The sequence below is a fragment of the Pseudomonas sp. P8_229 genome (assembly GCF_034008635.1).
In the GTDB taxonomy this organism is placed as follows: Bacteria; Pseudomonadota; Gammaproteobacteria; order Pseudomonadales; family Pseudomonadaceae; genus Aquipseudomonas.
In genome coordinates, this window is sequence record NZ_CP125378.1 from 6,084,738 (window position 1) to 6,104,916 (window position 20,179).

A 20,179-nucleotide genomic window follows, 5' to 3' on the forward strand; every position below is an offset into this window, starting at 1 on the left:
CACACCGCCACCCGGCTGAACGTTTCAGAAATCGACAGTTGCCGACAGTAATAAAGTGCGCGGTGAGCCTTGGGAGAACGCGCCGTAGGAGGCGACGCCCGACCAGTACTCGTGATCGAACACGTTCTGCACGGTGGCGCGAAACGTGGTCGGTCGTTCGTCGATGCGTGTGGTGTAGCGCGCGCCGACGTCGAAGCGGGTCCAGTCATCGAGTTTCTGCGTGTTGGCCTGGTTGACGTACTGGCTGCCGGTATGGATCGCCCCTCCGGTGAGCGTCAGTCCCTCGACCCACGAGGTGTCCCATTCGGCCCACAGATTGGCTTGCACCTCGGGTACGCCCACGGGTTTATTGCCACGGTTGCCGGCCACCGAGGTTTTGCTCAGTTGTGCGTCAAGCAGGGTCACGCCACCGAGCAGTCGCGTGCCCGGCACGACTTCGCCGAACACATTCAGCTCAAGCCCGCGATTGCGTTGCTCGCCCTGCACCGAAAACACCCCGCAAGCCAGTTCGCCGCTGGGTTTGGTGATCTGAAACAGGGAGAGGGTGGACGTGAAGGTGCCGTAATCGGCCTTGACCCCGAGTTCGTGCTGACGGGAGATGTAGGGGGCAAAGATTTCGCCGGCGTTCGATGCCGTGGAGGGGGCAATGTCGCCCTTGCTCAGGCCTTCGATGTAGTTGTAGTAAAACGAAACGTGGTCCCATGGCTTGATCACCGCGCCATAGAGCGGCGTGGCCCGGCCGTCGTCGTAGGACGTGGTGACGACCCCGGCGGCGTTGTAGTTGTCGGACTTGATGTGCTGCTGGCGTACGCCGACGGTCAGTTGTACCCGGTCATCGAGTACCGACAGGGTGTCGGCCAGCGCCACGCCGGTCAGTTCGCTGTCGGAGACTTTTGGCGTGTCCGGCTTGGGGATGTACGGTTTTGGGCGATCCACCGGGTGATAGATATTCGACAGGATCGGCGCACCGGAAATGATCCCGCGCGACAGCACATCGCGATAACGGCTGACCTGCAGGGATGTGCGGTGACTGATCGGCCCGGTGTCGAATCGCAGGCGCGCACCGGCGTCAACGGTGTAGCGCTCGACTTCGAACTTGTAATAGCCGGGAATCGACGAGGTATCGCCCGCCGCGTTGATGATGGTCGGGGTCTGGTCGGACATCCGCGCGACATCCGACTTGCCGCCGCCGGCATGGGCGAACACCGTGAGGGCGTCGCTGAGGTCGTATTCGCCACTGAGCAGCGCGGATTTGTCACGGGTTCGCGACCAGCCCCAGTCCTGGCTGACATTGATGCGGCCATTGGCTGCCGACGGAATGTCCACGCCCGGGGCGATCAGGAAGGGCCGTGATGCGGCGTCGAAGCGTTCTTCCTGATTGAGCCAGTCGAAGCTGGTGCGCAGGCGTTCGCCTTGATAGTCAAGGGACAGGGCGCCGATATCGACATGGCGCGATTGATCGTCGATGGCGGCATCGCCCAGTTGCGTGCTGCCATTGAGGCGCACGCCGAATCGACGCTCCTCGCCAAAACGCCGGCTGACGTCGAGGTGGCCGCCCAGCTGTGAGTTCATCGCGTAGCTGGTGGTGACACGGGTCAGGTCCTCATCAAGGGAACGCTTGGGTACCACGTTGATCACACCGCCGACCGCGTTGTTCGGCGACATGCCGTAGAGCAGGGCGCCGGGGCCCTTGACCAGCTCGATACGCTCGGCGTATTCGGTGAACACCCGGTAGTTGGGCGCCACGCCGTACACGCCGTCGAATGCCAGTTCACCGAGGTTGCCTTCACCGACGGGAAAACCACGGATGAAAAACGAGTCGACGATGCCCCCGGTCTGGCCCGTGGAGCGCACCGAAGAATCGCGCTCCAGAACATCACCCACGGTGACCGCCTGTTGGTCCTTGATCAGTGTCGAGGTGTAGGTGCTGATGCTGAAAGGCGCGTCCATCACATCGGTATTGCCGAGGATCCCCAGGCGCCCGCCATTGGCCACCTGGCCGCCGGCGTACACCGGTGGCAAGGCATCGGCGGTTTTTTCGCTGCCGATCACGGCGGTTTCGTCCAGGGTCAGTCGGCGCTGTACCAGGGTGTAGCTGCCGTCGCTGCGCAACACCATGTCCAGACCACTGCCCTCGAGCAAGCGATTGACCGCGTCCCGGGTCGAGAACTGGCCGATCAGCGCAGGGCTGTTCAGGCCCTCGGTCAACGTTGGCTGAAACGACAGGGCAATACCGGCATCCACGGCAAAGTTCGACAGGGTCGCGCCCAGCGGCCCTGCGGGAATGTTGTAGGCACGCACCGCAACAGTGTCCAGTTGCACCGGCATGCCTGCCACAACCAGCGGGCTGACGGCCGCGATCAGGGCAAGGCTGAGCAACGCACTGCGAATAACTGGTTTGAACTGACGATCCGGACGCAGAGGGCGTGCAGCGAGCATGAATGGATGGACCTATAAACAGGACGGTAGAGTGCTTCTCCCTACAAGCCAGTCGAGATCAGAAAAAGTATCACCGGATCGGTAAATGTTTTTTTGATTCAGGCGGGGGAAAGCATGACCCAGAAGCCATTCAAATGGCCGCTGACAAGGATCGGGTAGGTTTGCGCGAGCATGTTCAAGGTGCGCTGGGTGTCGCTGATGGGGTAGGCGCCGGACACACGCAGATCGGCAATCGCCGGGTCGAGGCGCACAAACCCACGGCGATAGCGCGTCAACTCGCCGACGAAGTCCGCCAAGCGCATTTTGTCGGCCATCAGCATGCCCTGCGCCCAGGCGCCGACGTAGCGCTCGGCGACGCTGACCTGGCCGAAGGTATGCGCCGAAAAATCGGTACGTTGCCCGGCATTGACAATCAGTGGCGTCCCTTGGCGATTTTCCGCCAGCTCGACTTTTACCGCGCCTTCGAGTACCGCAAGGTGAGTGCGCGGTTCCAGCTCTCGAACGGTGAAGCGCGTGCCCAGCGCCTGCATGCGGCCCTGGCGGGTGCTGACCAGGAATGGACGGGGCTTCGGCGATTTGTCCGTTGCGGTTTGCACCAGTATTTCGCCTTCGCGCAGATGAATGAGCCGTTGATTGGCATCGAACAGGACGTCGATGGCGGTGGCGGTATTCAAAGTGATTTTCGAACCGTCGGCCAGGGTCAGCGCGCGTTGCTGGCCAACAGCGGTGCGATAGTCGGCCGACCATTGCTGAGACTCTGCCAGCTTCCAGCTGCCCCAGCCGACCGGCAGGATCGCCAGGATCATCGCCAGTTTGCCCAGTGCCGCACGGCGCTCAGGGCTGCTCGGACGATCAAGCGACGACATCGCCAACGACGGTGGCAGCCCACCGAGTTTGCTCTGCAGCAACTGCGCCCGCGCCCAGGCGCGACTGCGTTCAGGGGTGCTGGTTTTCCAGTATTCCCATTCGGCTCGCTCAGTGTCGCTGAGTTCGCCTTCACTAAAGCGGATCAGCCAGTCGGCCGCCTCCTCAAGGGCTTGTTGATCGGGATGAGGCTGACTGCGCAGGGTGAGCATTCACTCCACCAGCAGCAGGCATTGCACGAAGGCTTGCTTCATGTAGCGTTTGACGGTGATCAGCGACACGCCCAACTGTTCGGCGATGTCGTCGTATTTGAGGCCGCTGATCTGCGAAAGCAGGAACGCACGTTTGACCAATGGCGGCAGCGCATCGAGCATCGCGTCGATTTCGTGCAGGGTCTCCAGCACCATGAAACGCAATTCCGGCGAAGGTACTTCCTGCGCAGGTACGTGGGCGAGAGCGTCCAGATAGGCGCGTTCCAGCGCCTTGCGCTGATACCAGTTGACCAGAATGCCCTTGGCCACACAGCTCAGATAGGCCCGCGGTTGCTCGATGACGGTGACTTGCGAGGCGAGGATGCGTGTGAAGGTGTCCTGCGCCAGGTCCGCCGCATCCATGGCGTTACCCAGTTTTTTTCTCAGCGTCGCGTACAGCCAGCCATGATGGCCGCTGTACAGGGCTTCGATCGCGCGCAGGTGATTGTCGTTGTTCGCGGGAAGGGTTTGGCTCATGGCTGCAGGCATTCATGCAATTGAGAAGTATTCCCAATGCTAGTTTACAAACTGGCTCTGACGCAAGCGCCGATTGGTGTCCTGTTCAGGCGTATGGCAGTTGCCGCAGGGCTGCAATCATCGTGTCGATTTCCGCCTCGGTGTTGTACGCGTGCAGTGATGCGCGACTGACTTCAAGCAAGTCTCTGTGCTGCATGTCGAGCAGGGTCGAACCGCAGGTCGAGGTTGTGACGTTGATGCGTTTACCTTGAGCAGCCAGCCACTGCTGAACCTGCACGGCGCTGCTATCGCGATGCGTGAAGGTGACGATGCCGGACTTGACCGCGCCGAGGTCTCGCGGGGTGATGCCCGGAACGTCGGACAGTTGCTGGCGCAGGTACTCCGCCAGGTGCTGAATTCGCAACCACATCGGTTCGATACCTTGCGCCAGCGCGTATTCCACCGCCGCACCAAGGCCCAGTTTGGCCGCGACGTTGCATTCCCAGTTTTCGAAACGCCGCGCGTCCGGGCGGATTTCGAAACTGTCAGCGGTTTGCAAAGAAGCCGCATGCAAGTCGAGGAATGCCGGCTCAAGGTTCTGACACAACCCGCGTTCGACATACAGAAATCCCATGCCACGCGGCCCGCGCAAGTATTTGCGGCTGGTGGCGGCGAGCATGTGGCAACCGATTTTCTGCACATCGATCGGCATCTGCCCGACACCCTGGCAGGCATCGAGCAGAAACAGCACGCCGGCCGCACGAGCGAGGGCGCCTATCTGTTCGATGGGTTGCACCGGCCCACCATTGGTGGCGATCACGGGCAGGGAAATCAGTGCGACCCGATCATCGGCAAGCATGTCCTTGAGCGACGATAACGAGACCTGGCCCCGTTCATCATTGGGAATGACGCGTATCTCGATGCCACGCTGCTGCTGCAATTGCAGGTATGGAATATAGTTGCCGGCGTACTCGGTGGTCGAGGTCAGCACCACATCGCCCGGTCGCAATGGCAACGAATAGAACGCCATGTCCCAGGCGCGCGTCGCGTTTTCGATGACCGCGATTTCATCGGGTTGTGCGTTGATCAGGCGGCCAATGGTGCCATAGACATTTTCCACTTCGGCTGAGCACTGTCCGGCGGCTTCGTACCCGCCAAGATTCGCTTCAAGATGAATGTGCCGGGTCATGGCCTCGATCACCGGCGCGGGCATCAGCGCCGCACCGGCATTGTTGAAATGGATCAGATGCGCGACAGCGGGGGTGTCGGCGCGCAGTTGTTCAATGTTCAAAAGCAGACTCCTTGATCAGTCCCCCGGCGGGGCTGCACTCGGTTGCATCACCGCGGGCCAGTAACGCAGGGCGACAATCGGGATCAGCGCCACCACGTAGGCCAGGCAAACGAACAGATAGGTGTATTGCAAGCCGTAGACCTGACTGAGCAGGCCACCGGCGGAAATCCCGGCAATCGAGGCAAACTGCGCAGTGCCCTGTGCGATTCCTAGCACATGACCCTGCTGCGAACTGTCAGCGGTTTTCGAGATCAAGGCCATCAGCACTGGCGTGGTAGCCCCCAGCAATACGCCCCAGATGAAGTAGGCGACCACAAACACCAGCGGATTGCGCGTGACGCCCGCCACAGCAGTGAGGGCGATGCAGCCGATGACGATGTAAGTGATGCGGTGCAGGGTGTCCTGCTGGCTCCGGTGTTCGAAATAGCGCGACCAGGCCGTGGCCGACAGAATAAAACCCAGTGCCAGCAAGCCGTAGCACAGGCCGACCACCGAATTGCTGACCTCGAACACCGAGCTGACATACAGCGAGAACGAGGTCTGCGGCAGCATCCGCGCCAACAGCAGTATGCCCATTACCCCGAGCAGCGACAGCAATGGCGAACCTTGCCAGAGATTGCCGGAACGGCGCACAGGGGCGGCGTTGTCCGCGACCGGCGCTTTTTTCACCGGCGGTACGTCCGGCAAGGTCACAGCAGCGATCACCGTGCACACGGCGCACAGTACCGAAGCAATGATGTTGATCCAGAAGAACGTCGCGTAGTCGAGAATCAACCCGCCGACCACCGCGCCGAGCAACGAGCCGACGTTGGTGGAGATTTGCAGGATGGCGAACAATCGCGCTCGCCGCGAAGGGGCCTCGATACTGACCCCGTAAGCCTGTGCCGGGGCAATGTAGCCGGCGAAGGCGCCCTGCAGAAAACGCAGGATCAGAATGACCCAGATATCACTGAAGAGGGCCAGCCCAAGCTGGGTCAATGACAAGCCGGCGAGGGCGCGGATCATCATCAACTTGTGGCCGTAGCGATCGCCGATACGGCCCCAGAATGCACTGGTCAGAATAATGCCCAGCATCGGTCCGACATACACGGCGATGCTGGCGAAGCTGAAAACCGACTCCGAAGTCGTCAGTCCACGCAGGTGGACAGGCCAGAACGGCCCGCTCATTTCCATCGCGCCCATGGACACTAACTGGATCGCAAATAGAAGATAAATCAGGATTCTTACTCTCGAACCCTGGATGACACCTGCATGGGACATGAGTCTGCCTCGGTTAAACGCTAGCGAGCGGGTTGGTCAGGGTGTGCTGCAAACGATAGTTGCTGTACTGCATCATGTGCATGCGCAACAACGACCGGGTCGGCCATGGATCTTCGACGAACGCCTTGTGCTCGACTTCCCACAGAGCCGGCGCGACACGATCGCGCACAGCCTCGAAGGCCAGGTCGGTTTCCTCGCGCAATACCTGCCACAACCGCGTGTTGTTCAAGCCGTATTCCTTGGTCAGCCACAGGGCCATTTCGTGCAGGTGCGTGAGGAACGCCGCATCCAGGACGAACATGCGCACCGGCTCGATATCGCCCGAGAATACGGTCGGCAGAATGCCCGGCTGCACATGCGGTTGCAGGCTGTAGCCGCGCTCTTCAAGCAGCGGCGCGTAAGTGCGGCCATCGCCGAAATCGCGGATCAGCAGACTACGTGCTTTGCCGTCGAGGGAAAACAGCACCATGGTGTTCTGCTGATGGGCTTCGAGGGCCACGCCGTACATCAGATAGATCGCCACCACCGGGTGAGTGACCACTTTCGCGTACTCACGGAACCAGCGCTCGACTTGTGCAGCGTCGGCGCGCACGCCATCACGCTCGATCAGATCGGTGAACAGCGGACGACCACTGCCCGGTAAACGGGTGAACAGCGACGCCACGGTAATCGGCAGGCAATCGTCGTTGCGTTGGAACGCAGGGGCACTGGCGCGATACACCACGGACAAGTGCCGGCCCGGATGATCGTCCTGAGTGACTGCGTTTTTGTAACGCACGCCGATTTCTTCCGGGAAGATTTCCAGGCGCTGATCAAAGCCGTTTTCAACCTCAAGAATCTTGCTGATCACAGTGCTGATGCGCGGGCCCATGTGAATCGATTTGGCTTGCAGGCTGCGCAGTTCGCTGGTCATCCACACGGCAATCGGCAGCTTGATCAGCGGCGCGCATTCATCCAGCAGCGGCATCATCGTGCGGTATGACATGGTCGGCAGGGCAGGAAGGACCGGGCCGTCGGTAATCAAAATGCCGTCGGCGATTTCTTGCGCGAAGTTTTTCAGCACGTAGGCCTGCAAATGCCAACCGTGGATTGGCAATGGCAACCACTGGTTTTCGTCCAGCCCCTTGTTGTTCAGCGAGGATTTCCATTGTTCCCATTGCGCCGGGAAGTTTGCGGCGAACCAGGCGCGGTAATCGATCACGTGCGGCATGCTTTCGCTTTTCGCGTTGTCGGCGCGCAGTGCGGCGATGCGCAGCGGCACCTGCGCATTGAACTCGGGTGACAGTTGCTCGACTTCCTCATCGCTCAGGCCCGGGCGCGCTTTCCATGTCGGGTAGTACGGATGGCCTTCCAGCGAACCCCACTGATCCAGAAGAATGGCAGCGTCCTTGGTTCTGGCGTGCTGGCGCAGGTAGTCGGTGAAGCTGTTGAGCCCGGCATCCGTGGTGGCCTGCTGCAGTCGTGCATTCCATTGCTGGCGATGTTGACGGGCGTGAGCGTCGTTGGTCAGGCTGTTTTCCATGTCGGCCTTGAGCCCGGCCACGCCTTCGTCAGTCGGTTCGAAGTCGAAGCTGTCGCGCAGCACATCGAGCATGTCCTGATGGCTGGTGATGACCTGGCGAACGCCTTCGTCCGTCACCAGCACCACGTCACCGTCGTTGACCACCGTGTCGGCCGGGCCTTTGGCGATATCGGAAAAGGCCAGGTGAGCGCGGCCACCCTTGAGCGGGTAAGTGGCCTGGTTGCCCTCGACGCAAAAGCTCAGGGCCGAACGGTCGAGGATGTTTTCCGCAAAAAGGCAGCGAATCAGGCGGCGCATGGCGTTTTTGCGGGAGTAGGCGATCAGTGTCTTGAAGTCATCCATATCAGCGGTCTGCTCGTCGAAAGTTGAGTAAAGAGATCACGCGGCGGCGCTTGTCGTGCGAGGCCAGTGGCTTGGGAAATAGTCGAGTGCCGAGTCGCGCAGGCCTTGCATGTAGTCAACGCTCCAGTGCAAGACCTCTTCGATGTAGGGCACCTTGAGGTCGAATCGCTTGGCCATTTCCACCAACAGCACCAGGCCGTAGGCGACGTCTTCGTTGAAGGCCCGGCTCTCGCGTTCGATCACGTAACCGGCGCGGTTGTCGGCGGCGGGCACCATCGGCGCGAGAATGTCGTTGTAGGCCTGATTGGTGCGCAGAATCGACAACATGCTGCTCTGGTCACGGATCTGTTCGCCATAGGCCTCGACGATTTCCTGTTTCAGTGACTTGACCGAGGACAGGTCGACGCCCATGCGCTGGCTGATGACCGCGCACAAATCCTGGCTTTCCTGGTCCATGCGCTCGAGGAAGTAGGCGCCGAGTTCCGGGCATTCGGTCCACCAGCACATGCGCTGCGGAAAAATCTTGCGATGCCACTGGCCGTAGGGGCCGATCAATCCATAAATCACCGAGCTGTGCATGATCGGGTTGCCCGGCGTCAGGGTGATCTCCAGGTAATTTTCCAGCATCGTCACGCAGGGGCCGTACAGTCTGGTGAGTATTTTCTCCAGTTGTCGGCGGGCGGTTTGCGGCTCTCTGGCGTGGGTCGCCACATACAACTGGCTTTTGCCGCCACCCATTTTGATCGAGCGGCCCGGCGTCAGCTCGAACGCGGTATGCGGGACGTCCTTCATGCCCCAGATCACCAGGTTCGGGCGGTCGGGCAGGGTGGCTTCGGCCAGCCAGTCGAAACCGCAGAAACCGGGAATCGCGCCGATGTACACCGGCTTGCTCGCGTTCAGATGCGGGGCGATGTCCTTGAGGATTTGCGCGCGGGCATGGGCCGGCACGGTGATGATGACGATGTCGGCATCCTCGACGGCAGCTCTGGCATCGGTGGTCACCCGATCCAGTCGGGCACTCAGGGTCGAACCGTCAGGCAGCAGCGCCTGCATTGGCGTCTGACGGGCGTGTTGTTCGATGATCTCCAGGTTGCTGGTAAGCATCGAAACCTGAACATCGGGCAGCTGTTTGAACAGGATGGCGTTGAGGTGACCGGTCCTGCCACCACCGCAAATGGCGACTTTCAACAGATTCATCGAGAGGCGTTCCTGTGTGAAGGATGGGTCATGCGACGCTCAGTTGCAGCGGCGCGGAAACGGAATCCAGCCATTGGGTCTTGCCCAGCCAGGCGTCCAGTTGCGGGGCGATGCTCGCGTCGATCAGGTCGCGTTCCTGCAGCCATTTGTCGTCGAACACGGTGTGCAGGTATTTTTCACCACCGTCGGCAATCGGCACGACGACGTTGCCGCGCAGCGCACCTTTGTGGATCAGCTCCAGTGCCTTGAAAATCGCACCGCCGGTCGAACCGCCCACCAGCAGGGCGAAATTGCGCGCGATGTAGCGGGCCGTTTCAAACGCTTGAGAGTCGGTGACCTGCACACCCAGATCGATGCAGCTGTAATCGAGCACCAGGCCCACGGTGTCGCCGGCTGGCGTGCCGGTGCCCGATTGATAGTAGGGATAACCGGGATGGCCGAAGACGATCGAGCCGGCGGGTTCCACCGCGACGGTGACGGTGTCCGGGTTGTGCACTTTCAAGCCGCGAGCGATTCCGGTCATCGAGCCGCCGGTGCCGACACATCCGACATAAGCACCGATAGCGCCTTCAGCCTGAGCGACGGTTTCGCGGACGAAATCACTGTAGCCGCCGGCATTGGCTGCGTTGTCGGACTGGTTCATGAACACGGCGCCGGGAATCTCGGTCGCCAGTTCCGCGGCCATCTGTTGGCGCTCGACCACTGCGACTTCGTCTTCGCGGTAGGTGCCTTTGACGAAGCGAATGTCGGCACCGAGGGCTTTCATCACGGCAATCTTGTCTTGCGCGGCGTGATGATCGACCACAGCAATGAAATGCAGACCGAACTCGACCGCTGCCATCGCCAGACCGATCCCGGTATTGCCGGATGACGACTCGACAACCACGCCGCCGGGTTTCAATCGACCGGACTTGAGAGCGGCCAGCACCATGTTGCGCGCCATGCGGTCTTTGATGCTGCCGCCGGGATTGTTTTTTTCAATCTTCAACAACAAACGGGCGTTGGTGTCCGGAACATCAATACCCAACATCGGTGTATTACCAATAAGGTCCGAGACTTTGGTCAATATCATTTTCAATTGTTCCCTTTAGTAGTCAGGTGAAAACACATAGTTACCTTCCGTACAGCAGGTCGCCGTCAACCGCCGGGGCAGGGGGTGGCGATGAAACTCGTTCTCCAGCAGGTCCATCTGATAACCGGCAGTATTGACGTAGATCAATAAGTCGCCGGCCTTGGGTGCGGTGGCAAAGTTGATCAGGCGATGAGTTATTACGTCATCGTCCAGACAACTATGGCCAGCGATATAGGCTTGGGTGGGTGTGTCGGGTAGTTCTTGGGTACTGATCAGTATTGGATCGACCAGGTATTCAGAGGCGAACCATGTTTCACAGGCGCTGAAACTGCTGCCCTCGACAAACAGAACGGTTTTGTTGTCGGCGAGCTGTTTGCTTCGGGTCACGCGGAATATTGAAATGGCCGCTTGATCGACGAGGCTTCGGCCGGGCTCGAGTGCCAGGGTTATATTGTGAAGTTTCAAGTAATTGGCGATCGACAAGCCTTGTGAATGCTCGGCCTCGAGCAATAATGCCAACCATTGTGGGGCTGTCAGGTCACCGCCGTAGGGATAATAAGCGGTCGGAACTTTGTGGTTGTAATAATTGCCGGGATTGTTGTCGTTCTGCAGGAACCGGGCATAGGCCTGAGGCTCGACATAGCGGATCGGCAAGCCCCCGCCGATGTCGATCATCTGCGGATGCAGGCCCATTTCTCTGGCCGCTTCGACGAACCCGGTCACCTCACGAAAGGCTTGTGCGCGGGATTCGTATCCATAGCCACCGAGATGGAAGTGGAAACCTTCGAAGTGAAAAAGCGCCGGCTGCCCGGTCAGACGTTGCAGGCATTCAAGCAAGTCCTCGGTGCCCATTCCAAATCGGCTTTTCAGACTGCTTTTCGGCCTGTAACGCAGTAAAACTCGGGCCTTTATCGGCGTTGGCTGTGAGGCAATCACGCTGGCCAGGTGGTCGAATTCTTCCAGCGAGTCCACGCAAATCAACGAGCCGGCGCTCACCAGTGCCTGGTGAAATTCAGTGGTTTTGGCCGGTCCCGTGGCGCAGATTCTGCCTGCCGGTGTACCGGCCCGCCGTGCGGCGTGCAACTCGTGGATGCTCGATACATCGACGCCGATGCCCAAATTTGCCGCAGCAGCGAGCAGGCTCTGAGACTTGTTGGCCTTGGCTCCGTAGAAGAGCGCATGAGCCACGTTGTATTGCTTCAATACGGCCAACAACGCTTGTGTATTCAATTCAAAGGCGTGGGGCCAGACCAGGTTCAACGGCGAACCGTGTCGTTTAACCAGGTTTTCAAGCTTGCTCGGGAAATCATTGATAAATGTGGAGATAAGAGGATCAATCAGCGGATTTAACAGTCCCGGTTGATGAACGTTGTTTTGCTGTTCAACAGGTGCTGCATTTGTTGTAGGCATAGTTGACCCCTGGCGTCGAAAACAACCTCGCCATTAATGTTTCGATAACCGATCGTTATCGATGGATGTGGTCTTTTTTTACTCGTCAGTCACGAGACTTTAAACGCAATGCTGGCGGCGGCCAGATGAAAAATGAAGATAAGTCCGCAGCATCGATCGTAATAAATGGCTCACAAAAAAACGGCATGAGAACCCCATTCCCTAAGGCTTGTACGGATGTGCTAACTGACCACTAGTTGAGTGGTCAATTTCCAGTTGCGGGACAGTAACTGACATTCAAATGACATCAGTAATATGTACTTCCCGTGACGCTGATTACCGGCTTTGAAACGAGGATAGTTCCTCTTGGCGGCGTGAACAATATTGCGAACAGGAACGATTATCAAGTAAGGTTTTCAAATATTTTTGAATAAAGACCTGCGAAAGGCGAATCAATGAACGTGTATTTACACGCTCAAGGACGCGTTCGCCCCGAGATAAAAAAGACCCTTGATTCCTTGATCAACAAGGCGTTGAGGGTTGTTGCGAGAAGCCCGGGCAGCGCCGCGAAAATCGCTGTCGGCAGGGCCTGAAATTTTTCAGAAATCACGACTGGTTCACGCCAAGGAGCAACGCCATGCAATCCGATCGACTCAGCCGCAAAACCCCACCCGCGATCAGCTACCTGTTCGTGCCGGGCAACCGCCCCGAGCGGTTTTCCAAAGCCGTGGAGGCTGGCCCGGACGCGATCATTCTCGACCTTGAGGATGCCGTTCACCCCGACAGCAAAGCCGCCGCTCGCGCCGCCATCCGCGCGTGGCAGGAGAGCACGCCGAAGGTCGCCTGCGAGCGTTACATTCGCCTGAACAGCGTCAACAGCACGCTGTTTCGCCAGGACCTGGCCTGGCTCGGCGACATGCGCCATCCCGAACGATGCGACGGAATATTCCTGCCCAAGGCCGAATGCCCCGAAACCCTGGCGCGGGTGGTTGAACACCTGCTGGAGTGGCAGCCACGACTGCAGATCGTGGCGATCATCGAGACCGCCAAAGGCCTGCAGCAGGTCGAGTCGATTGCCGCTATTGCGGGCCTGGCGCGGCTGGCGTTCGGTTCGCTGGATTTCTCGCTGGATATCGACTGCAGCCAGACTCCCGAAGCGTTTCTGTTTGCCCGCAACCGCATTGTGCTGGCTTCGCGGACAGCGGATTTGCCGTCACCGATCGACGGCGTTACTCCGGCCATCAGCGACCTGGCGGTGGTCGCTCAAGACTCGCACTACGCACGCTCGCTGGGCTTCGGCGCCAAGCTGTGCATCCATCCTGCGCAACTGGTGTCGGTACAACGCGCCTTCCTGCCGGACTCGCGTCAACTGGCCTGGGCTGGCCGGGTGATGAGGGCGGTCGCCACGGGCAGCCACGCTGTGCAAGTGGATGGCGAGATGGTCGACTTGCCGCTGATCGAACACGCCCAGCGGCTGCTCGATGTGGCCAGCCAATACGCGCCGGCTCCCCGCGCCGACGCCTGCTGAAAACCGCTCAATCAGGAGACCCACCATGGAACACGGTTATCAGATTGCGTTGCGGCCGCTGTGTGAAGTGCTGCAGTCGGAGCAGGTCGACCCGGCCAACGTGACGATGCTGCGCGAGTCGATTGTCCGCGCCGGTCACTGGCTGGAGCCGATCATCGTCGAGCGTTCGCAAGGCATCGTCATGGACGGCAATCACCGCTTCAACGCGGCGTTGCAGTTGGGCCTCAAGCGCGTGCCGTGCATCCAGCTCGACTACGCCGATCCGCGAGTGTGTGTGCGGCATTGGCAGACCGGGCAAGCGTTCGAAGTGGCGCGGATTTTCAGCACCATCGCCCGGGGCGAGATCTTCCCGTACAAGACCACCCGGCACGCGTTTGACCCCGCGTTGCCGGTGGTCGCGATCCCGCTGGAACGCCTCTACGACTGATCCCGGGCCGGGCCAAAACAAAAAAATTTGCTGCAGGTGATACTTTTTCGCAGATCGACTGGCAATAGGAGTGATTACCATTTTCTCTCGATGAAAGGATCCTCTCGTCATGCCTGTTGTCAGTCGTCCTAGCGGTGAGCGAGTGCTAACACTCGCCGTGCGTACCGCCATGTTGAATTTCGTTCTGGTCGCAGGTAGCGCCAACGCCTGGGCCGCCGGCCCCGAGCAACAAGACGTTGCCGCCGATAAAACCTCGAACGCTACGCCAGTCACCCTGGCCGACGACAGCACCGACGCGCTGACCCTCGACACCACCAACATCAACGCCCGTTACAACGGCGCCACGGCGTTGCCGGAAACCCTCGCCGGTGGCCAGGTTGCACGGGGCGCGCGGCTGGGCATGATGGGCAACAAAGACGTGATGGACACGCCGTTCAGCGTCACCAGTTACACCGCCAAAACCCTCGCTGATCTGCAAACCGTCACCGTCGCCGACGCGCTGGAGCGTGATCCCTCGGTGCGCTCCACCGGCCAGACGGGCGGCATCGTCGACTCGTTTTACATCCGTGGCTTCCCGGTTGGCGAAGGCAACCTGGGAGAGTTGGCGTTCGATGGCGTGTACGGCGTCGCGCCTAATTACCGGGTGTTCACCGAGTACGCCGAGCGTGTCGAAGTGCTCAAGGGGCCGGGCGCATTGATGTACGGCATCTCGCCGAACAGTGGCGTAGGCGGGGTGATCAACATCGTTCCCAAGCGTCCGCTGGACGAAGACCTGACACGGGTCACTACCACCTACGCCTCGGATTCCCAGGTCGGTGGTCATCTGGACCTCAGCCGTCGTTTCGGCTCGGAAAACCAGTTCGGTGTGCGCTTCAACGGTAACCTGCAGGGCGGCGACACGGCCATCGACGATCAGCACCGAGACCTGGGGATCGGTGCAATCGCCCTGGATTATCGCGGTGAGCGCTTGCGCCTGAACCTGGACTACATCAGCCAGAAAGAAAGCTGGGAGGGCGCCTCGCGACCTTTCACCATCGCGCCGGGCGTCGATGTACCGTCCGCGCCGAATGGCCGCACCAACCTGTCGCAGGACTGGGGCTGGTCGGACACCAAAGAGCAGTCGGCGTTGCTCGGCGGTGAATATGACCTGAGCGATACGGTCACCGTGTTTGCCCATGCCGGTGGCGGCAAGTCGGACGTCAAGCGCATGTCCGACCAGGTGCCGCGCATCCTCAATGAGGCAGGGGACACCAGCAACATTCCGGGCTACTACAAATTCAACGTCGACCGTTCCACCGCCGATGTCGGCATCCGTGGCGTGTTCGCCACCGGGCCGATCACCCATACGACCACATTGATGGCGACCCAGTACCAGGATGAGTTGTCCCGCGGCATCAACAACGGCACGGAAATCCGTTCGAACATCTATCACCCGATCGATGTACCCAAGCAATACATCAGCTCACCGAAAGTGCTGCGGGTTTCCGAATCGGATCTGTCCGGCGTTGCGTTCACCGACACGCTGTCGATGCTCGACGACCGTTTCCAGTTGACGCTCGGCGTGCGCCGTCAAGACATCGAGTCGCGCAACTACAACGCTTCGGGCTCCGTCAGTTCGAAGTACAACGACAGCGCGACGACACCGCTGGTGGGTGTCGTGGTCAAGCCCTGGGAAGACGTTTCCCTCTACTACAACTATGTCGAAGGCTTGAGCAAAGGCGACATTGCCCCCGGCACAGCGGCCAACGCCGGCGAGACATTCGCACCTTACGAATCGAAACAGCATGAACTCGGCGTGAAGTACGAGCACGGCACGTTCATGACCACCCTGGCGTTGTTCCAGATAGAGAAGCCAAGCGGAGAAGTCGGCACTGACAACGTGTTCTCGGTGCAGGCCGAACAACGCAATCGGGGGATCGAATTGAGCATGTTCGGCGAAGTGGCGACGGGCACGCGCTTGATGGGCGGCGTGACGGTGCTCGATGGCAAGTTGACCGATTCAGCGACAGCGGCCAACAAAGGTAACAAGCCTGTCGGTGTGCCAGATGTGCAGGCCAATCTGTGGGCTGAATGGGACACGCCATGGCTGGAGGGTTTCACCCTGACGGGCGGCGCCATTTATACCGACAGTCAGTACGTCAACCAAGCCAATACCCAGGAACTGGATTCCTGGACCCGTTTCGATGCCGGCGCACGCTACGCAACGAAAATCGAAGGCCGGCCGACGACCTTCCGCGCCACGGTGCAGAACGTGTTTGATCGTGAGTACTGGTCGGGCGTTGCTTCTTACGGCGCGTTCTCGCCGGGTTATCCGCGCACCTTGCAGTTGTCGGCTACGGTCGATTTCTGATGCGCGAGGGCAGGCACAGCCAGTAGCTGCTGCCTGCCTTGTCAATGGGTGAACAGGAGTACTCACATGCTGGAAAACCCGGGATTTATCTCGACAATCAAGGCTCGCCCGAGTCAAGTCACGAGCCACCCACTTGCCCTCGAATATGATTGCAGCGGCAACCGCCATATCCGCGAGATGTTGCGGGTTTACGGACTGCGCACCAGCCTCTTTCGGCTGAAGGTGATCAATGCACTGATCCTCGCGGCACAAGAGGGACGCTTGATCGGCGTGCACGGTGTGCATGCTTATATAGAAGCGTCTTTTTCCCAGCTGCCGATCGTCAGTGTGCGCGAAGTACTCAAGCGTCTTGCCGAGGTGGGCGTCATCACCGCTCAAACGGACCGAAGTTACAGCTTTACTCCCGAGGCGTGGGACATGCTCGAGCCGTATCTCGCACAGCGCGACTCGAACAGTCAGATCCCGGCGACTGCGTCGCATCGCTGCCTCAATTCGCTTGCAACGTCAGCACCGTAAACGTGTCGGGATGGAACACCGGGTCCGGTTTGGGTTGATCCGGACTCGGGGCCGGCTGCGTGAAGTCGGCACTGAACAGGTAGGCTTGCCCGCGCTTGGCATCCAGTACCATGTTGTGTGCCCAGGGCCGGGTGCCGATCGAACCAAGCAATCGATAGCTACCCTGAGCGCTGCGCTGAATCACTGCCAGACTCGCATCGGCGCCGCTGGGAGCCAGCAGTTGGTCGCGTTGATGGTCGTAGGCCAGTGTGTTTACCGCGTGACCGATGGGCAGGGTATCCAGGGATTTGCCGGTCGCGAGGTCGGCGATGACCAGGCGAGGCTTGTCACCCCGGCAGGCCACGAACAAACGCTGATGCACCTGATCGGCCGCAATGGCGCCGGGCTTGCGGCAGCCTTCGAACCTCCAGAATTGCTGCTGCGCCAGCGTGGCGCCGGACAGCACGGCCACCTGGTCTTCATCACGCATGGGCACTATAAAGGTGCCGTTATCCAGCACCAGTGGGCCATCGAGCTTTTGTGCCGGGACATCGACAGAGCCCGTCAGCCGATCGCTTTTCGGATCGATCAGGTAGAGCGTCGAATGATCCCCACGGCGACCGCTGGTGACAATCACCCGGTCACGACTGGCGTCGTAGAGCAGATTGTTCAGATTGCCTGAGTCCAGCTCCAGCCGCTGCAGCACCTCCAGCCGATCCAGCGCCACGATGCTCAGCGAGCCGTCCATGTTCGCCACATACAGGCGGTTATGCCGAGGCACGAAGGTGACTGCATTGGCGCCGGCGGAGTTGTCGAGTGTTTTCAGCAACCGTTGCTGCTCGACGTCGAACACCGCCAGCCCGTTCTCCCGGCGCGCAATGAACAAGTAAGGCCGTTGCGGATCAAGTGCGCCAAAGCCCCAACTGTGGCCTTCACCCGCCAAGGCCCGGGTAGCGCTGAGGGTGTACAGCAACGGTTCGCTGGCCTCGGTCATCTGGACGCTGAGCAGGCAGGTAGCAAGGCTCGCAAGGGCCAGCAGGTTTTTTCGCAACGGCATCAATGTTCTTCACATCCAAAGGTATCTAGAGGTGTGGGCGCGGCCCGAGTGTCAAAACGGGGTGCATCATAGCAATCACGCGAGGGCGTTTGCTCCGGTCTTGCCGAGCAGATCAATCCGGCAGCCCGGAGACGCATCGCTGACGCTGAGTTTCATATCATGCAGGCGTGCAACGGCCGCTACCATGCTTAGCCCCAGACCGTTGCCCGGTGTATGACGGCTCGATTCGGCCCGGTAAAGCCGGCGCAACACCGCTTCACGTTCCGCCGGCGCAATGCCCGGGCCGTTGTCGGCTACCTGAATGCCTGTCGACTCCTGATCAGCGATAACGCTCAGGCGCACCTGGCTGTGATCCGGGCAGAACTTGATGGCGTTATCGAGCAAGTTGCAGACAGCATCGAACAATAGCTGCGCGTCGCCGGCAATCATCGCCGGAAGTCGGCTTTCAGCAAGCGTCAGGCTGATACCGCGCTCTTCGGCCAAGGGCTCATAGAGCTCGGCGGCATCGGCGCAGATCAGGTTCAGGTCCAGCGTCGCGAAGTGGCTGCGGCGTGCACTGTTTTCGATTTCAGAGATACGCAACAGTGCCTTGAACGTCAGCAACAGCGCCTTGGCTTCAGTCAACGCAGCATTGATGCTGGCGGCGTATTGCGCTTCATCCAGCCCGCGTCGCTGGGCGCGTTCAAGCCCGGCGATCAGCCGGGTCAGCGGTGTACGCAAGTCGTGAGCAATGTCGTCGCACACGCCTTTGACCTCGCTCATCAGGCGCTCCAGTTCATCCAGCATGCCGTTGACCACATCGGCAAGGCGGTCGATATCGTCGTTGGTCCCTTGAATGGGCAGTCGCCCGGTGAGATCGCCTTCGATGATGCCTTTGATCGAGCGACTGACTTTGTCCAGACGCCGGTGGGCCGAATAACCCAGGACGACCGCTCCGCACAGACCGACGACCAGTAACAGCACACCGCCGGAAATCAGCGCATTGATCAGCAGTTCATCGAACTCCCGGATGTCATGAACATCTTGGGCCACCATCAGGATCTTGCCGTCGGCCTGGCGGTGCACGATGAACCGCACAGGGCGGTGGTGACCATTGGCCTTGAGCCAGCGAAACTCTTGCGGCTTGTCAAAAGCGGAGTAGGGCGGCAGTTCCTGTATTGCACCGGCGATGAACTTGCCCTGCGCGTCGAACAGACTATGCGGCAAGCGCGCTTCGGCATCCTGCACGGCATGCTTGCGGATTTCCTGCAACTGCAACTCGGGGGGCTGCGCGCTGCGGTTTTCCACCTGGCGGTAAAGCGCGGTATCGGCTTCGGTTTTCAGGTAGAACGCGGTTTGCCAGTAGATGTAGCCGAACAAGGCCAGGAACGATGCGCCGAACAGGCCGAGAAACAGCAGCGCGGTGCGAAAACTGATGGTGCGCGGAATTTCACTCAGGTGAACGCAGAACATAACCGGCTCCCCGAATGGTATGGATCATCGGCGGTTCGCCTTCACCGTCGATCTTGCGGCGCAGACGACTCATGTGAACTTCAATCACGTTGGTACGTTCGTCGTAGCTGTAATTCCACACGGCCTCGAACAGCATGGTGCGCGTGACGACCTGGCCGGCGTTGCGGATCAAGTGTTCGAGCAAGGCGTACTCGCGCGGGACCAGATCGATGACCCGCTCACCGCGTCGCACGGTCCGGCTCAGCAGGTCGACTTCCAGGCTGGCAACCCGCAGACGGGTTTCGCGGGCCTGCGTCGGCACTTCGTTGCGACGACGATTCAAGGCATCCAGGCGAGCGGTCAACTCGATGAACTCGAACGGTTTGGTCAGGTAATCGTCACCGCCGGCGCGCAAGCCACGCACGCGCTCGTCGAGCGCACTGAGGGCGCTGAGAATCAGCACCGGCGTGGTCACACTCGCGGCGCGCAAGGACGTCAGCACGCCCAGGCCGTCGAGGCCGCCGGGCAACATTCGATCAAGCACGATCAGGTCGAACGGTTCACTCAAGGCCTTGAGCAAGCCTTCGCGTCCATTGTTGACGCAACTCACCGTAAAGCCGTGATCAGACAGCGCCGCTTCGATTTCACGGCAGGTAGGCAAGTCGTCCTCGACGACCAGAACATGGGTCATGGCAGTTGAACCGCTCACATTGTCAGACTGAGATGGCATAGTGTGGCAAAGCTTGCCGGGGCGCCACGTTCCCGCCAGTTAAATAAAAGTTCAGGTTCGATCGATGGAGAGTTTTCC

The 20,179-nt window shown here is 60.0% G+C and carries 16 protein-coding genes; 4 read left to right on the forward strand and 12 right to left on the reverse strand.

The window, feature by feature from the left end:
* Positions 1-24 precede the first annotated feature (24 nt).
* The 9 genes from QMK55_RS27365 to QMK55_RS27405 all read right to left on the reverse strand — a co-directional run bounded on the left by QMK55_RS27365 (position 25) and on the right by QMK55_RS27405 (position 12,104).
* Positions 25-2,439: a TonB-dependent receptor gene (locus tag QMK55_RS27365; RefSeq protein WP_320328210.1), complete on the reverse strand. Its 2,415-nt coding sequence runs from the start codon at positions 2,437-2,439 to the stop codon at positions 25-27.
* Between the two features lie 98 nt (positions 2,440-2,537).
* Positions 2,538-3,515 (reverse strand): FecR domain-containing protein, encoded by a 978-nt coding sequence (locus tag QMK55_RS27370; protein WP_320328211.1) that lies wholly within the window; start codon positions 3,513-3,515, stop codon positions 2,538-2,540.
* Positions 3,516-4,031 carry a sigma-70 family RNA polymerase sigma factor gene (locus QMK55_RS27375; RefSeq protein WP_320328212.1) on the reverse strand — a complete coding sequence of 172 codons (516 nt, stop codon included), beginning with the start codon at positions 4,029-4,031 and terminating at the stop codon, positions 3,516-3,518.
* Positions 4,032-4,116: 85 nt separating this feature from the next.
* Positions 4,117-5,301, reverse strand: coding sequence for an aminotransferase class V-fold PLP-dependent enzyme (locus QMK55_RS27380; protein WP_102356018.1), 1,185 nt, complete (start codon positions 5,299-5,301; stop codon positions 4,117-4,119).
* 15 nt (positions 5,302-5,316) lie between these two features.
* Positions 5,317-6,561, reverse strand: coding sequence for an MFS transporter (locus tag QMK55_RS27385; protein ID WP_320328213.1), 1,245 nt, complete (start codon positions 6,559-6,561; stop codon positions 5,317-5,319).
* A 13-nt stretch (positions 6,562-6,574) separates the two neighbouring features.
* Positions 6,575-8,425, reverse strand: coding sequence for an IucA/IucC family protein (locus tag QMK55_RS27390; protein ID WP_320328214.1), 1,851 nt, complete (start codon positions 8,423-8,425; stop codon positions 6,575-6,577).
* 36 nt (positions 8,426-8,461) lie between these two features.
* Complete coding sequence (locus QMK55_RS27395; protein ID WP_320328215.1) at positions 8,462-9,622, reverse strand: NAD/NADP octopine/nopaline dehydrogenase family protein; 1,161 nt, start codon at positions 9,620-9,622, stop codon at positions 8,462-8,464.
* A gap of 28 nt (positions 9,623-9,650) precedes the next feature.
* Entirely contained in the window at positions 9,651-10,694 is a 1,044-nt protein-coding gene (locus tag QMK55_RS27400; RefSeq protein WP_102356014.1) for a PLP-dependent cysteine synthase family protein, read from the reverse strand.
* Positions 10,695-10,709: 15 nt separating this feature from the next.
* Positions 10,710-12,104 (reverse strand): Y4yA family PLP-dependent enzyme, encoded by a 1,395-nt coding sequence (locus tag QMK55_RS27405; protein ID WP_320328216.1) that lies wholly within the window; start codon positions 12,102-12,104, stop codon positions 10,710-10,712.
* A 616-nt stretch (positions 12,105-12,720) separates the two neighbouring features.
* Here QMK55_RS27405 and QMK55_RS27410 point away from each other — a divergent pair.
* The 4 genes from QMK55_RS27410 to QMK55_RS27425 all read left to right on the forward strand — a co-directional run bounded on the left by QMK55_RS27410 (position 12,721) and on the right by QMK55_RS27425 (position 16,904).
* Positions 12,721-13,611, forward strand: a complete 891-nt coding sequence (locus QMK55_RS27410; protein ID WP_102356012.1) for an HpcH/HpaI aldolase/citrate lyase family protein — start codon at positions 12,721-12,723, stop codon at positions 13,609-13,611.
* A 25-nt stretch (positions 13,612-13,636) separates the two neighbouring features.
* Positions 13,637-14,038 carry a ParB N-terminal domain-containing protein gene (locus QMK55_RS27415; protein ID WP_102356011.1) on the forward strand — a complete coding sequence of 134 codons (402 nt, stop codon included), beginning with the start codon at positions 13,637-13,639 and terminating at the stop codon, positions 14,036-14,038.
* A 109-nt stretch (positions 14,039-14,147) separates the two neighbouring features.
* On the forward strand, positions 14,148-16,388 hold the full coding sequence (locus QMK55_RS27420) for a TonB-dependent siderophore receptor (RefSeq protein WP_320328217.1): 2,241 nt from the start codon (positions 14,148-14,150) through the stop codon (positions 16,386-16,388).
* 66 nt (positions 16,389-16,454) lie between these two features.
* The gene (locus tag QMK55_RS27425) at positions 16,455-16,904 is read left to right on the forward strand and encodes a fe2+ zn2+ uptake regulation protein (RefSeq protein WP_178082127.1); all 450 of its coding nucleotides are present in this window, start codon (positions 16,455-16,457) and stop codon (positions 16,902-16,904) included.
* On the opposite strand, the gene QMK55_RS27430 is transcribed toward QMK55_RS27425, so the two are convergent.
* The 3 genes from QMK55_RS27430 to QMK55_RS27440 all read right to left on the reverse strand — a co-directional run bounded on the left by QMK55_RS27430 (position 16,876) and on the right by QMK55_RS27440 (position 20,062).
* Positions 16,876-17,940: a hypothetical protein gene (locus tag QMK55_RS27430; protein ID WP_320328218.1), complete on the reverse strand. Its 1,065-nt coding sequence runs from the start codon at positions 17,938-17,940 to the stop codon at positions 16,876-16,878. The genes QMK55_RS27425 and QMK55_RS27430 overlap by 29 nt on opposite strands.
* A 75-nt stretch (positions 17,941-18,015) precedes the next feature.
* Positions 18,016-19,392 carry an ATP-binding protein gene (locus QMK55_RS27435; protein ID WP_102356008.1) on the reverse strand — a complete coding sequence of 459 codons (1,377 nt, stop codon included), beginning with the start codon at positions 19,390-19,392 and terminating at the stop codon, positions 18,016-18,018.
* Positions 19,370-20,062, reverse strand: coding sequence for a response regulator transcription factor (locus tag QMK55_RS27440; protein WP_102356007.1), 693 nt, complete (start codon positions 20,060-20,062; stop codon positions 19,370-19,372). The genes QMK55_RS27435 and QMK55_RS27440 overlap by 23 nt, the downstream gene beginning before the upstream one ends.
* Positions 20,063-20,179 lie beyond the last annotated feature (117 nt).

Excerpts from the sequence above, each read along its gene's own strand:
- QMK55_RS27425 (WP_178082127.1), top strand. The coding sequence starts at position 16,455 with ATGCTGGAAAACCCGGGATTTATCTCGACAATCAAGGCTCGCCCGAGT.
- QMK55_RS27365 (WP_320328210.1), bottom strand. The coding sequence starts at position 2,439 with ATGCTCGCTGCACGCCCTCTGCGTCCGGATCGTCAGTTCAAACCAGTT.
- QMK55_RS27440 (WP_102356007.1), bottom strand. The coding sequence starts at position 20,062 with ATGACCCATGTTCTGGTCGTCGAGGACGACTTGCCTACCTGCCGTGAA.
- QMK55_RS27395 (WP_320328215.1), bottom strand. The coding sequence starts at position 9,622 with ATGAATCTGTTGAAAGTCGCCATTTGCGGTGGTGGCAGGACCGGTCAC.
- QMK55_RS27420 (WP_320328217.1), top strand. The coding sequence starts at position 14,148 with ATGCCTGTTGTCAGTCGTCCTAGCGGTGAGCGAGTGCTAACACTCGCC.
- QMK55_RS27415 (WP_102356011.1), top strand. The coding sequence starts at position 13,637 with ATGGAACACGGTTATCAGATTGCGTTGCGGCCGCTGTGTGAAGTGCTG.
- QMK55_RS27370 (WP_320328211.1), bottom strand. The coding sequence starts at position 3,515 with ATGCTCACCCTGCGCAGTCAGCCTCATCCCGATCAACAAGCCCTTGAG.
- QMK55_RS27385 (WP_320328213.1), bottom strand. The coding sequence starts at position 6,561 with ATGTCCCATGCAGGTGTCATCCAGGGTTCGAGAGTAAGAATCCTGATT.
- QMK55_RS27410 (WP_102356012.1), top strand. The coding sequence starts at position 12,721 with ATGCAATCCGATCGACTCAGCCGCAAAACCCCACCCGCGATCAGCTAC.
- QMK55_RS27375 (WP_320328212.1), bottom strand. The coding sequence starts at position 4,031 with ATGAGCCAAACCCTTCCCGCGAACAACGACAATCACCTGCGCGCGATC.
- QMK55_RS27400 (WP_102356014.1), bottom strand. The coding sequence starts at position 10,694 with ATGATATTGACCAAAGTCTCGGACCTTATTGGTAATACACCGATGTTG.
- QMK55_RS27405 (WP_320328216.1), bottom strand. The coding sequence starts at position 12,104 with ATGCCTACAACAAATGCAGCACCTGTTGAACAGCAAAACAACGTTCAT.
- QMK55_RS27430 (WP_320328218.1), bottom strand. The coding sequence starts at position 17,940 with ATGCCGTTGCGAAAAAACCTGCTGGCCCTTGCGAGCCTTGCTACCTGC.
- QMK55_RS27390 (WP_320328214.1), bottom strand. The coding sequence starts at position 8,425 with ATGGATGACTTCAAGACACTGATCGCCTACTCCCGCAAAAACGCCATG.
- QMK55_RS27435 (WP_102356008.1), bottom strand. The coding sequence starts at position 19,392 with ATGTTCTGCGTTCACCTGAGTGAAATTCCGCGCACCATCAGTTTTCGC.